Below are 12309 nucleotides of genomic sequence, written 5' to 3' on the forward strand. Positions count from 1 at the left end.
CGACGATGAGCACGACGACGAGCACCACCCGCCCCGAAGCCCCCAGCCGGCAGAACCAGGCTCCCGCCGGACGCCCCCTGGACGAATACCCACACCGGGAGAAGGTGCTGGAGCTGGCGGAGCAGGCGGCCGAGGCCGTGGACCGGGACCAGGTCTCCCCCTTCGCCACGCTGCGCGCCCTCGGGGACCTGGGGCTGCTGACCCTGGGCCGCACCGGATCCCTCCTGCCGCAGGCAGCCGTGGTCCACGACATCGCGACCCGCTGCGTCTCCACGGCCTTCAGCCTGTGGGCGCACCGCAGCGTCATCGCCTTCTTCGATGCCGTGCGCCGCCCTCTCCCGGCGGGACTGGACACCGCCCGGGTCTCCGGGACCACTGCCATGGCCGCGGCCTTCAAGGACGCCGCCGGGATCGGGGAGCTGGGGGTGCAGGCTCGCCCCGGAGCGGACGGCGGACTCATCCTGGACGGGGTGATCCCGTGGGCTTCCAACCTGCATCCCGGCGGCATCGCCGTCGTCCCGGTGGCCCTGACCGACCGGGACGGCACCCGCACCGGCCGCGCCGTCGTCGCCGTGCCCACCGACCAGCCGGGCTTCGACACCGCCCCGATGCGGGACCTGCTGGCCCTGAACGCCACCGGCTCGGGGTTCACCAGGGTCCGCGAGGTCCCCGTCCCCGCCGAGGACATCCTCACCGACGACGTCCCCGGCTTCCTCGCCGCGATCTCCGCTCCGTTCCTGCTGCTGCAGTCCTCCCTGTGCCTGGGGCTGGCCGCGGCCGCCGTGGACTCCGCCCACCCGGGCGCGGACCACACCGGAGGGGTCTTCCGCGAGCAGTACGACGCCGTGGCCGCGTCCCAGCAGCGTCTGCGCGAACGGCTGGCGGTGCTCGCCGAGCACCCCGGGACCGCCTCCCGCCGGGAGCTGCTGCAGCTGCGCCTGGACGCCGCCCACCAGGCCAAGGAGGCCACGGACCTGGAGCTGATGGTGGTCGGCGGGCGCGGTTACGTGGCCCACTCCGGGACGGCCCGGCGCGTGCGCGAAGCCGCCTTCCTGCCGGTGCAGTCCCCCACGGAGGGGCACCTGCGTCTCGAGCTGCAGCGCTCGTGACCGGGGCGCCCGTCCTCCTGGAGGTCAGGGGGGCCCGCAAGACCTACCCCGGAGCCCGCGCCCCCGTGCTCGACGGGGTGGATCTGCGGATCCGGCGAGGTGAGTCCGTCGTCTTCCTGGGTCCGTCCGGCTCCGGCAAGTCCACCCTCCTGCGCGCCATCGGCGGTTTGGAGCCCCTGGACGCCGGGACCGTGCGCACCGCGAGCCGCCCCGCCGTCGTCTTCCAGGACCCCGCCCTGTACCCCTGGCTGAACGTGGCCCAGAACATCGCCCTGGCGGGACGCTTCCGGGCCCACCGGGGACGAGTTCCCGAGCCGCGGGTCCGGGAGCTGCTGGAGGTCCTGGGGCTGGTGCCCCTGGCCGAGGCCTCGCCGGCGCAGCTGTCCGGCGGGCAGGCTCAGCGGGTGGCGGTGGGTCGGGCCCTGGCGGCTAGGCCGCAGCTGCTGCTGCTGGATGAGCCCTTCTCCGCTCTGGACCCCGCCACCCGCGAGGACCTGCAGCGCTGGCTGCGTCGGCTCATCGACGACCTGGGGCTCACCGCGGTGACCGTGACCCACGATGTCGCCGAAGCCGCCGCCCTCGGGGACCGGGTGGGCTTCTTCCGCGCCGGGGTCGGCTTCGAGCGCTGGTGGGACGTTCCCCGCACCGCCCAGGAGGCGGACGCCGATGCCCTGACCGCGGATCTGCGCGACCACTACCGGGAGGCCCGCGGGGAGTGGGTCATATGACCCCGCGCGACCCTGCGAGGCAGGGTCGGACGGATCCCCGCCTCACCCGCCCGCAGCCCGGCGCGGCCTACCCACCGGATCGACGCACCGTGCTGCGGCGGGCCGGTCTGACCGGACTGGGCCTAGCCGGCGCCGGGCTGGTCGGGTCCGGCACCTGGGCGGCCGGAGACACCGTGGCCGCCGCCGGGACCGCCCCCAGCAACGCTCCGCTGCGCATCGGATACCTGCCGATCACCGACGCCGCCCCCCTGCTGGTGGGACACGCCCGGGGACTGTTCGCCCAGGAGGGCGCCCCCACCGCGGCCCCGGTCCTCTTCCGCTCCTGGTCCTCCCTGTGCGAGGCCTTCGTCAGCGCCGAGGTGGATGCGATCCATCTGCTCATGCCCCTGGCCTTCCACCTGCGCTACGGTCTCGGCGCCGATGCGCGGGTGACCGCCTGGAACCACGTCAACGGCTCCGCGCTGACCGTGGCCCCGGAGATCCGGGAGGTGGCCCAGCTGGCCGGGAGGACCGTCGCGGTGCCCGCCTGGTGGTCCCTGCACAACGTCCTGCTGCAGCGGCTGCTGCGCGAGGCCGGGCTGCGACCGGTGATCCGCCGAGCCCCGGGACCTCGGGAGACCGCGCTGGTGGTGATGTCCCCGGCGGATATGCTCCCAGCCCTGCATCAGCGCACCATCTCCGGCTTCGCCGTCGCCGACCCCTTCAACGCGGCCGCAGCCGCCCGCGGCGTGGGACGGACCCTGCGCTTCCTGGGTGATGTGTGGCGCCAGCACGCCTGCTGCGTGACGGTGCTGCGCGGAGACCTCGTGGACGGCGATCCCGGGCGCACCGAGGCCTTCCTGCGCGGACTGGTGCGAGCCCAGGCCTGGGCCCGGGAGCACCGCGCGCAGGCCGCCCCGCTGCTGGCGGACGGACTGCTGCCCCAGCCCGAGCCGGTCATCCTGCGCGCCCTGACCGATCATGCCGACGCCGCGGTCGCGGTGCGACACCCGGAGTGGGCCGGTCAGCTGATCGACTTCGCCCCCTACCCCTACCCGGGGTTCACCGCCCGACTGCTGGAGGAGATGCGGGAGACCCTGGTGGACGCTCCGCGGGACTTCCTGGACGGCCTGGACGCAGCCCGCGTGCACGAGGACCTCGTGGTCACTGGACCCGTGCGCGCCGCGATGGAGACGCTGGGCGGGCCGAGCGCCTTCGGACTGGACGGATACGAGCGGACGGAGCAGCTGGATGGATGAGCGCAGATCGGCACGGGGGCGGTCCTGGGCCCTGGGGGCCGCGGGGGCAGCCGGCGCGGTGGCGCTGTGGTGGCTGTTCACCCGCGCCGCAGGGGCGGAGGACCCGCTGCTGGCAGCCTTCCGCCCGGAGAAGATCCCCGCCGCCCTGGGGGAGCTGATCTCCCGGGGCGTGCTGCTTCCGGACATCGGGGTGTCCCTGCTGCGGCTGGGCCTCGGCCTGGTCCTGGCGGTGGTCGTCGGACTGCCCCTGGGGCTGTGGTTCGGCTCCTCCCGCACCGCGGAGCAGGTCGCGCACCCGGTGGTGCAGTTCCTGCGGATGGTGTCCCCGCTGTCCTGGGCGCCGGTGGCGGTGGCGCTGCTCGGCGTCGGCCATGCCCCGGTGGTCTTCCTGGTGGCCGTGGCCGCGGTGTGGCCGGTGGTGCTGGGGACCTCCGCCGGGGTGCGAGCGGTGGATCCGGGGCATCTGCGAGTGGCCGAGAGCCTCGGGGCCACCCGCGCGGAGCGGCTGCGGCACGTGGTGCTGCCCAGCATCCGCCCGCATGTGCTCACCGGAGTGCGCACCGCCCTGGGCATCGGTTGGGTGATCCTGGTTCCCGCGGAGATGCTGGGAGTCTCCTCCGGCCTGGGATACGAGATCCTCAATGCCCGGGATCGGCTCGCCTACGACGAGATGCTCGCCGTCATCCTCGTCATCGGACTGCTGGGCACCGTGCTGGATGCCGCCGCCAGGATGCTGCTGCGCGCCCGCGCGTAGAATCATCCCGATCTCCCGTCCCGCTCGCCCCTCGGAGGAGAACTGTGACCAGCACCGACCATCGCCCCGCCTCCCCCGATGAGGACCGCCCCGGAGCGGCCCACCGCCTCGGCTTCGGCTGGTCCCTGCACGGCGACGGGCGCACCGTCGCCCCGGGGCAGGTGGTGGGCCCGCGGGAGCGGCTGCGGTGGGGCCGCACCGTGAGCATCGGCGCCCAGCACGTGGTCGCCATGTTCGGGGCGACCTTCCTCGTCCCGCTGATCACCGGGTTCCCGCCGGCCACCACCCTGTTCTTCTCCGGGGTGGGCACCATCCTGTTCCTGCTGCTCACCGCCGGGCGGGTGCCCTCCTACCTCGGTTCCTCGTTCGCGTTCATCGCCCCGATCGGGGCGGCGAGCGGCCAGTACGGTCCCGGCGGGGCCCTGGGCGGGGTGGTGATGGCCGGGGTCGCGCTGTTCGTCGTCGGGCTGATCGTGCAGTGGGCGGGCACGGACTGGCTGCAGAAGCTCATGCCGCCGCTGGTCACCGGCGCGATCGTCGCGCTGATCGGCTTCAACCTGGCGCCCTCAGCCAAGGACAACTTCATGAAGGCGCCCGTGACCGCGCTGGTCACCCTCGGCTCGATCATCCTGATCTCGGTGCTGTTCCGCGGGATGATCGGGCGGCTGTCCATCCTGCTGGGGGTGGCCATCGGGTACGTCACCGCCGTGGTGCGCGGGGAGGTGGACTTCTCCGCGATCCGCGCGACGTGGGAGGCCGAGGGGCTGATCGGGCTGCCGCACTTCCAGACCCCCGAGTTCCACCTGTCCCTGGCCGGGCTGTTCATCCCGGTGATCCTGGTGCTGGTGGCGGAGAACATCGGGCACGTGAAATCCGTGGCCCTGATGACCGGGGAGAACCTGGACCGCTACGCCGGACGCGCCATCATGGCCGACGGCCTGGCCACCACCATCGCCGGATCCGGCGGCGGCTCCGGAACCACGACCTACGCGGAGAACATCGGCGTGATGGCCGCTACCAAGGTGTACTCCACCGCCGCGTACTGGGTGGCCGCCGTCGTCGCGCTGCTGCTGTCCGTGTTCCCGGTCTTCGGCGCGGCCGTGGCCACCGTGCCGGCCGGAGTGCTCGGGGGCGCGGCGACCGTCCTGTACGGCATGATCGGGATGCTCGGGGTGCGGATCTGGGTGCAGAATCGGGTGGACTTCTCCGACCAGGTCAACCTGACCACGGCCGCCGTCGCCCTGATCGTGGGGATCGCGGACTACACATGGGAGATCGGCGGGCTGCAGTTCGCCGGCATCGCCCTGGGCACGGGCGTCACCCTGGTGGTCTACCACCTGATGTCCGCCATCGCCCGGGCGCGCCGGACGGCACAGCCCCAGCCCCGGGAGGAGCACCCGGAGTAGGCCCCGGTATGGGTGCGGGTATGGGTCCGCCGGGTCGGTGAGGCCGAGCCGCCGCCGCATCGCCCCCATCCGGTCACCGAGACCGTACGTGCTGGCCGAAACCGTACAAGAGTGCCGAGACCGGACCCGGCGGGTACGGTCTCGGCACCTTTGTACGGTCTCGACCACGGTGTACGGTTTCGCCGCGCCTCCTCACCCCCACCCGGGCACTCCGAGCTCGGCCGCGCGTCGGGCCGCCAGATCCATGAGCCGAGCCTTCAGCTCGGGACGGCGACGCCGCACATCGGCCCACCCGGCGCGCAGCAGCATCACCCCCGCCTCCTGGATGTCCAGCTCCCGCTGCCGCTCCTCGTACAGCTTGGTCCGGGTGTCCCCGTAGTCGAAGTACTTGGCCTTCCCATCAAGCTCCAGCCCCATGCGCAGCGGCTCCCAACCCAGGTCCACGCGCCGGCGACCGCGCCTGGTCTGCACCGGCATCTGGGGCCGCGGGGCGGGCAGCCGCAGCTCGTGCACGGCCACCCGCGCCAGACTCTCCAACGCCGACTCCGACCGGGCGTCCGCGAAGTCGAGCACCCGCCGGACTCTCCTCACACCGCGAAACCCGGGAGCCCCCTGCAGCAGCCCGAGGACATCCTCCGATGCGACCCCCACCCGCACCACGTGGTCGGCCAGAACGACGGCGTCCTCGAATCCCATCGACGCCGCGCAGTCCAGGAGAGTGCGCGGCAGATCCGTCACGGGGATCTGCCCGCCGAGCAGGCTCCGATGCGCCCCGATGCCCGGCCGGTGGTGCACCGCGATCCGGGGATCACGGGTGGAGGGCTTGCCGACGGAGCTGACATGCACGCGGTCGGGCAGACGCAGCAGGGGCAGACCGTGCAGGAGCGCCGCGGAGGCATCGGAGAAGACCCAGGGGGCGGTGGTGCGAGACAGGAACGCGAGGTGCATGGCCAGGCACTGCTGCCGCGGGGAAAGCTCCTGCCAGCGGCGGGCCCGGACGTAGCAGCGAGGTGCGATCCGCACCCAGTCGGTCCCGAGGCCGCCCCGACTCGGACGCGGATCCCCATAGCCGAGCTCGCGCAGCTGCTCGGGCTGCAGGATCTCCTCGAGGCTCAGGTCAGCGATCGTCGTTCCCATGCCGGCCAGCATGCCGCACCCTGAGGTGGCCGATGGCGTCTCAGAGGCAGGATTGTGCGGTGTGGGCGCAGGTGGAGGCCACCGTCCACAGATCCGGGAAACGCCAACCCCGCCCCGAACCCGGTGGGACCCGATCACGGCGCCCCAGCAGATCGGTGAGACCGCACCTGGTGGCCGAAACCGTACATAGGTGTCGAGACCGGACCCGACGGGTGCGGTCTCGGCACGTTCGTACGGTCTCGGCCACGGTGTACGGTTTCGGCCGCACACCGCGCACCGCACACCGCAGCCAGCGGACCGCGAGCGCGGGTCAGGGGCGGGGGAAGAGCTTCCGGGCCAGGTCCGCGCGGTTGGTGACCAGCCCGTCCACGCCCAGCGCGGCCAGGCGGCGCATGTCCTCCGGATCGTCCACGGTCCACACGTCCACCCGCAGGCCGCAGGCGTGCGCAGCATGCAGGAACCGACGGGTCACCACCGGCACCCGCACCGGACCGAGCCGGTGGGACTCCGGAACCTGCAGGGCGTCGAAGGGCGGGACCCACCGGCCGAGCAGCCGCAGCGCGATCCGCCAGCCGGGCCGCACCCAGCGCATCGGCAGCCTGCTGACCAGCAGGAACAGCGCCGTCCCCGCGATCCCCGGGCTGGACGGCGGCAGCGGAGCGCGCCGCTGCTCGGGAACCGAGGCGCCCGAGGCCGCCCCGGAAACCTCCGCGTCGTCTCCGGAGTCGATCCCGCGGCGAGCGGTCGCCCCGGGAGTCTCCGCACCGTCCCCGGAGGCGATGCCGTGGCGAGCGCCCTGCCCGAAAGGCCCGGCCGTCGTCCCCGCCGCGGACCGCCGCGGCCCACCGGTGCCGGCCCCCGACGCGCGCAGGGCGGCCAGCGCGCGGCGTCGTCGGGCATCCGAGAAGGAGGCGATCCGCACCCGGTCCACCGCCCCCGCCTCCCGCAGCACCCGCGGCACGGCTTCCACCGCGCCCTCGTCCTTCAGGTCGATGTTGAACCGGGCCGTGGGGAAGGCCTCGAGGGCTTCGGCCAGGGTCGGGATCCTCTGCCCGTCCGGCAGCCGCACCTCGGCCACCTGCGCGGCACTCAGCTGCGAGACCCGCCCCGGCACCCCGGCCACCCGATCCAGGGAGGGGTCGTGCAGCACCAGCACGACGCCGTCGGCGGTGGTGTTCACGTCCGTCTCGATCCACTCCGCGCCCGCCTCCACCGCGGCGCGGAAGGCCTCCAGGGAGTTCTCCGCGGCTTCGAGGGCCAGGCCACGGTGGGCGTAGACGGTGGGGACGGTGCGGTCACGGGGGCGCTCTGACATGCCCCCGAGCCTAGCGGCCATCCCCGGGGAAGGCGCACCGCCACCGGCACAGCCGCAAGATCCTAGCCGTCCGGGCCCGCCCCGCCGCCGGGAGTCTCGGCGTCGCCTTCCGCGGCCCTCGGGGGTCCGGCGGGCACGTCCAGGATGGTGAACAGCTGCCCGATCACCCGCATCGCGTCCTGCTCCTGGGCGGTGATCGAGGTGGGCGGGTCCGAGACGATCACGACGTCGGCGCGCTCCAGATCCACCCCGTCGTCATCGATGGCCGGACGCACCGTGATCTCCAGGGGGTAGTCGGGGACCTCGAGGGCCGCCCGTCGGGTGACGTTCATCCCCTGCTCGTCCAGGCGCTCCAGCCGGTACAGCTCATCACGGTCCAGCACGGAGGCCAACCGCGCCAGGCACATCCCCGGGGACAGATCCGCCCGATGCCGCCCGGTCACCTTCCCGTACACGGCCTCGATCTGCCCGGGTCCCGCCGACCGCGCCCCGAAGATCCCCGGGGAGAATCCTCCGGTGCCGAACAGCTGCGCGCCAGACAGCCCCCGGCGAAACGGCGCCAGGGCCTCGCCGAGCGTGGGGCGCGGGGCTGGGCCGGCGTCCTCACCCGCGAGATCCCCGGCGGCCTCCTGCTCCCCGGCATCCCGGCCCCGCTCCCCCGCGCCGCCGCGGCGGAACCTGCCGAGGCCCTGCATCAGCATGGGGACGAGGAAGAGCAGCATCAGGACGACGCCGGGTGGCAGTCCCACCGCCCGCAGCAGCATCGGCCCCAGCAGCACGGCCGCGATCATCAGCCCCACCCGCAGCCCCTCGCCACCGGCCCAGCGGCTCTCCCGCGAGCTCATCGGTCCTCCCGGGTCCCGGCGTCGGCCGCGCCCTCGGCCAGCAGCCGCTCGATGGTCTGGGCGACGCCGTCCTCCTCGAAGCCCGGGCAGGTGCGGCCCACCTCCTCGATGACCTGGGGCCACCCGGAGGCCATCGCGTATCCGTGTCCGGCCCAGCGCAGCATCGCGGTGTCGTTGGGCATGTCCCCGAAGGCCGCGACCTGCTCCGCCCGGATGCCGCGTTCGGCGCACCAGCGCGCCAGGGTGCGGCCCTTGGACAGCCCGGCCTGGCCGATCTCCGCCAGCGGGAGGGTCGCCACGGCGTGGGTCACGGACACCTGCTCACCGGCCAGCTCCCGCACCCGCTCGTACAGCGCCCCCGGATCGGTCCCGTCCTGGCGCACCAGCAGCTTCACGACCCCGGCGTCGGCGGGCAGCACCTGCTCCAGGGGCCCGCGCACGACGTCGGGGGAGGTCTCCAGGACGTTGGTCTGCCCCCAGCCGGGATCCGTGTAGATGCCGTCCAGGGCCTCCGCGGACAGCGCGGCCTCCGGCAGCTCGGCCCGCAGGCGCGCCAGCAGCTGCGGGATGACGCCCGGGTCCACGGTCTCCGATGCCAGGATCCGGTCCGCCCCGAGGTCGTAGATCACGGCGCCGTTGGAGCAGATCGCCACGGACTCGTAGGCCAGCTGCTCGCGCAGGGGCTGCAGCCAGCGGTACGGGCGCCCCGTCACGAACACCACGTCCACCCCCGCGTCCTCGGCGGCCGCGAAGACCTCGAGAGTGCGGGGACGGAAGCGGAAGTCCGGGCCCAGGACGGTGCCGTCCAGGTCCGTGGCGATCAGCCGGATCACTCAGGAGTCCTCGGCCGGCACCTCGAAGGTGGGGGTCAGGAAGGCGCGGGCGATGCCGTGGAAGAACAGCTGGAAGTTCACGACGGCGGGGCTCGCGCTCTCGTCGATCTCCAGCTGCTCGGTGTCCACCGCGGTCACGCAGAAGATGTACCGGTGGGCGCCGTGCCCGGCGGGCGGGGCGGCGCCGGTGAAGTCACGGTTCCCGCCGTCGTTCAGATGCTTGATCACCCCGTCGGCGATCTCCCCGGAGGCCCAGTCCCGCGGCAGGGAGGTGACCTCGCCCGGGATGTTGGACACGCAGGCGTGCCAGAAGCCGGAGGGGGTGGGGGCGTCCGGGTCGAAGCAGGTCAGCACGTAGGACTTGGTGCCCTCCGGTGCCCCGGACCAGGACAGCTGCGGGGCGACGTCCTGCCCGCCGTCCACGCCCATGGCCCCGGAGGCGAACTCGACGGGCATGGGCTGACCCTCGGCGACGTCCTCGGAGGTCAGGGTGAAGGTCGGCAGCTCGGGCAGGCCCTCGTAGGGGCGGCGGTCCAGCATGGGATTCTCCTTCGTCGGGTGTCGGTGGTTCGGTCCGGCCCTGACGGGGGTCGGTGTCGGTTCGGCCGGTCGGCTCAGCTGTCCAGGGCGGCGTCCAGCTCCTCGCGGGTGGGCGGGTTGGCCCCGGCCCGGGAGACGGTGATGGCGGCGGCCGCGGCGGCGCGCTCGAGGATGCTCTGCAGGTCCTCGCGGTCCAGCTCCCCCAGACGCTCGGCGGCCTCCCGGCCGGTGACGCCGCGGTCCGCGAGCGCGCTGAGCAGCCCCGCCATCAGCGCATCACCTGCGCCGACGGTGTCCGCGACCTCGGTGGTGCGGGCGGGCACGCTCACGCCGTCCGGGCCGGTGACCGGCGTCAGGGCCCAGGAGCCCAGGGCCCCGCGGGTCACGACCACCAGCCCCGGGCCGGCCTCGAGCCAGGCCGCTGCGGTCTGCTCGACGGTGCGGTGCGGGTACAGCCACAGCAGGTCCTCGTCGGAGGCCTTGACGACGTCGGCGTGCTCCACCACGGCCTCCGCGCGGGCGCGGGCCGCGGAAGCGTCCGGGACGATGCTGGGGCGGCAGTTGGGGTCGTAGGAGATCAGCGCGTGGGGGGCGGCGGTGCGCACGGCGTCGAGCACCGTCTGGGCACCGGGGTCCAGCATCGCGCCGATGGAGCCGACGTGCAGCACCTCGGCCGCGGTGAGCAGCTGCGGCAGCTGGTCGGCGACGGCGTCGAGGTTCCAGTCCAGGGTGAAGTCGTACTCCGCGGCGCCGTCCTCGGCGAGGGTGGCTTCGGCGACCGGAGTGGGGCGCTCGTCGGCGGGCACGGGGATCTCCACGCCGGCGCCCTCCAGGTGCTCGCGCACCAGCTGCCCGTGCTCGTCCTGGCCGTGGCGGCCGATGAAGCGCACGGGGTGGCCCAGCCGGGCCAGGCCGACGGCGACGTTCAGGGGGCTGCCGCCGGGCAGCGTGCGCGGGGCGTCGTCATGGGGGCGGACCACGTCCACGAGGGCTTCTCCGATGACCGTCAGCATGCTCCCACTCTACCGAGGGGCCCGGCGTGGGTGAACCAGGCCACCATGGGGTCGTCGCCGAGGCGGACAGCCCGAGGGATCACCGGTCATCAGGTCCCGCCCAGGGGTTTTTGAGGGTACGCTGAGCCTGGTCTGGATGGCCCAGCCGCCTTCCCCGGCCGGCCGTCACCGACCCCATCGCATTCGCTGAACCCAAGGATCATCATGACCGCTCCCCGCCCGCTGCGCGCCCTCGTCGGCGTCGGTGCCTCTCTGACCCTGGCCGGCGGCCTCCTGCTGGGCGGCCTGCCCGCCCAGGCCGACGAGACCCCCGCCCCGACCGCACCGACGGCCACCGCCCCGGTGGTTCCGGCGGACACCACCGTCACCCGCACGTACCCGGATGGCGCTGCGGCCACCATGGATGTGGCCTGGGCTCAGGGTCGGACCCTGCACGTGTCCGGCACCGGCTTCTTCGCCGAGGACGGCAAGACCCCCTCGACCATCGCCATCAAGCTGACCTCCGGCACGGACAAGCTGAACAACGGCGCCGTGACCGCCCAGTTCCAGGCGCAGGCCGACGGCACCTTCTCCGTCGAGCTGCCGTACCCCACCATCGCCAACGGCGGGGCGATCCGCCAGGGCAAGGCCGATTCCTCCGAGGAGCTGAAGATCGGCGAGCCGGTGGGTGTGAACCTGCTGACCGGCTCGCTGCAGACCGGCGACCGGATGCGCGGCGGCCCCATCGGCTACGCCGCGATCACCGCCGCCCCCGCACCCACCGAGGACCCGACGCCGGAGCCAACCACGGACCCGACGACCGATCCGACCGGCGAGCCGACCCCGGTGCCGAGCACCGATCCCACCTCCCCGGCGCCCACCACCGATCCTTCCGAGGAGCCCAGCGAGACCCCGACCGCTGATCCCTCCGCCTCGACCGAGCCGGGCGCACAGCCCTCCGCATCGGCCAGCACCCAGCCCGAGGCCTCCGCCAGCCCCACCGGCTACCAGAACTGCCGCGCCGTCTGGGATGACCTGGGTCGGTCCATCCACTCCGATGAGCCCGGCTACTCCCTGGATCTGGATGCCGACCGCGACGGCATCGGCTGCGAGCAGGAGCCCGACTACACGAATGACAACGGCACCGGCAGGTACGGCTCCGGGGCCTCCGGTTCCGGCACCACCGGCGCCGGCTCCGCCAGCGGCCTGGCCAGCACGGGTCTGGGCCGTCAGGCCGGGCTGATCGTCTCCGGCGGGCTGTTCGTGCTCGCCGCAGGCACCGCCCTGGTCGTGTTCGGACGCCGCCGCTCCGCCGAGTAGCACCGCCCCGAGCGCATCCCGCCGCGGATCCCCGCGACGGCACACGCGACGCACGCCCCCGGACCCCGCGGTCCAGGGGCGTGCGTCGTCTC

12 protein-coding genes are annotated in these 12309 nt (G+C 73.8%); 6 read left to right on the forward strand and 6 right to left on the reverse strand.

Annotated features, from left to right (window positions below; genetic code table 11):
• Positions 1–5: 5 nt before the first annotated feature.
• The 5 genes from I6G21_RS03020 (at position 6) to I6G21_RS03040 (ending at position 5235) form a co-directional block, all read left to right on the forward strand.
• Entirely contained in the window at positions 6–1109 is a 1104-nt protein-coding gene (locus I6G21_RS03020) for an acyl-CoA dehydrogenase family protein (protein WP_232238502.1), read from the forward strand.
• Entirely contained in the window at positions 1106–1837 is a 732-nt protein-coding gene (locus I6G21_RS03025; RefSeq protein WP_232238503.1) for an ABC transporter ATP-binding protein, read from the forward strand. The genes I6G21_RS03020 and I6G21_RS03025 overlap by 4 nt, the downstream gene beginning before the upstream one ends.
• On the forward strand, positions 1834–3075 hold the full coding sequence (locus tag I6G21_RS03030) for an ABC transporter substrate-binding protein (protein WP_129357640.1): 1242 nt from the start codon (positions 1834–1836) through the stop codon (positions 3073–3075). The genes I6G21_RS03025 and I6G21_RS03030 overlap by 4 nt, the downstream gene beginning before the upstream one ends.
• Positions 3068–3829, forward strand: coding sequence for an ABC transporter permease (locus I6G21_RS03035; RefSeq protein WP_129357639.1), 762 nt, complete (start codon positions 3068–3070; stop codon positions 3827–3829). The genes I6G21_RS03030 and I6G21_RS03035 overlap by 8 nt, the downstream gene beginning before the upstream one ends.
• Before the next feature lie 125 nt (positions 3830–3954).
• The gene (locus I6G21_RS03040) at positions 3955–5235 is read left to right on the forward strand and encodes a uracil-xanthine permease family protein (RefSeq protein ID WP_232238587.1); all 1281 of its coding nucleotides are present in this window, start codon (positions 3955–3957) and stop codon (positions 5233–5235) included.
• A 192-nt stretch (positions 5236–5427) separates the two neighbouring features.
• Here the strand turns inward: I6G21_RS03040 and I6G21_RS03045 are convergent, their stop codons facing one another.
• The 6 genes from I6G21_RS03045 to I6G21_RS03070 all read right to left on the reverse strand — a co-directional run bounded on the left by I6G21_RS03045 (position 5428) and on the right by I6G21_RS03070 (position 10918).
• On the reverse strand, positions 5428–6372 hold the full coding sequence (locus I6G21_RS03045) for a hypothetical protein (RefSeq protein ID WP_129357637.1): 945 nt from the start codon (positions 6370–6372) through the stop codon (positions 5428–5430).
• 310 nt (positions 6373–6682) lie between these two features.
• Entirely contained in the window at positions 6683–7687 is a 1005-nt protein-coding gene (locus tag I6G21_RS03050) for a glycerophosphodiester phosphodiesterase family protein (protein WP_165869976.1), read from the reverse strand.
• 62 nt (positions 7688–7749) lie between these two features.
• Positions 7750–8532, reverse strand: a complete 783-nt coding sequence (locus I6G21_RS03055; RefSeq protein WP_129357636.1) for a hypothetical protein — start codon at positions 8530–8532, stop codon at positions 7750–7752.
• A complete protein-coding gene (locus I6G21_RS03060; RefSeq protein WP_058730383.1) occupies positions 8529–9365 on the reverse strand; it encodes an HAD family hydrolase in 837 nt (278 codons plus the stop codon). Before I6G21_RS03060 ends, I6G21_RS03055 begins: the two co-directional genes overlap by 4 nt.
• Positions 9366–9905: a YbhB/YbcL family Raf kinase inhibitor-like protein gene (locus I6G21_RS03065; protein ID WP_058730382.1), complete on the reverse strand. Its 540-nt coding sequence runs from the start codon at positions 9903–9905 to the stop codon at positions 9366–9368.
• 74 nt (positions 9906–9979) lie between these two features.
• Positions 9980–10918: a carbohydrate kinase family protein gene (locus I6G21_RS03070; RefSeq protein WP_129357635.1), complete on the reverse strand. Its 939-nt coding sequence runs from the start codon at positions 10916–10918 to the stop codon at positions 9980–9982.
• Positions 10919–11122: 204 nt separating this feature from the next.
• On the opposite strand from I6G21_RS03070, the gene I6G21_RS03075 reads away from it, so the two are divergent.
• Positions 11123–12217, forward strand: a complete 1095-nt coding sequence (locus tag I6G21_RS03075; protein WP_129357634.1) for an excalibur calcium-binding domain-containing protein — start codon at positions 11123–11125, stop codon at positions 12215–12217.
• The last annotated feature ends 92 nt before the right edge of the window (positions 12218–12309 follow it).

It is taken from the genome of Rothia kristinae, from assembly GCF_016028855.1.
Classification (GTDB): domain Bacteria; phylum Actinomycetota; class Actinomycetes; order Actinomycetales; family Micrococcaceae; genus Rothia; species Rothia kristinae.

Bases quoted from the DNA above. Each gene is read 5' to 3' on its own strand.
- I6G21_RS03020 (WP_232238502.1), top strand. From the start codon at position 6: ATGAGCACGACGACGAGCACCACCCGCCCCGAAGCCCCCAGCCGGCAG.
- I6G21_RS03030 (WP_129357640.1), top strand. From the start codon at position 1,834: ATGACCCCGCGCGACCCTGCGAGGCAGGGTCGGACGGATCCCCGCCTC.
- I6G21_RS03035 (WP_129357639.1), top strand. From the start codon at position 3,068: ATGGATGAGCGCAGATCGGCACGGGGGCGGTCCTGGGCCCTGGGGGCC.
- I6G21_RS03045 (WP_129357637.1), bottom strand. From the start codon at position 6,372: ATGGGAACGACGATCGCTGACCTGAGCCTCGAGGAGATCCTGCAGCCC.
- I6G21_RS03050 (WP_165869976.1), bottom strand. From the start codon at position 7,687: ATGTCAGAGCGCCCCCGTGACCGCACCGTCCCCACCGTCTACGCCCAC.
- I6G21_RS03055 (WP_129357636.1), bottom strand. From the start codon at position 8,532: ATGAGCTCGCGGGAGAGCCGCTGGGCCGGTGGCGAGGGGCTGCGGGTG.
- I6G21_RS03065 (WP_058730382.1), bottom strand. From the start codon at position 9,905: ATGCTGGACCGCCGCCCCTACGAGGGCCTGCCCGAGCTGCCGACCTTC.
- I6G21_RS03070 (WP_129357635.1), bottom strand. From the start codon at position 10,918: ATGCTGACGGTCATCGGAGAAGCCCTCGTGGACGTGGTCCGCCCCCAT.
- I6G21_RS03075 (WP_129357634.1), top strand. From the start codon at position 11,123: ATGACCGCTCCCCGCCCGCTGCGCGCCCTCGTCGGCGTCGGTGCCTCT.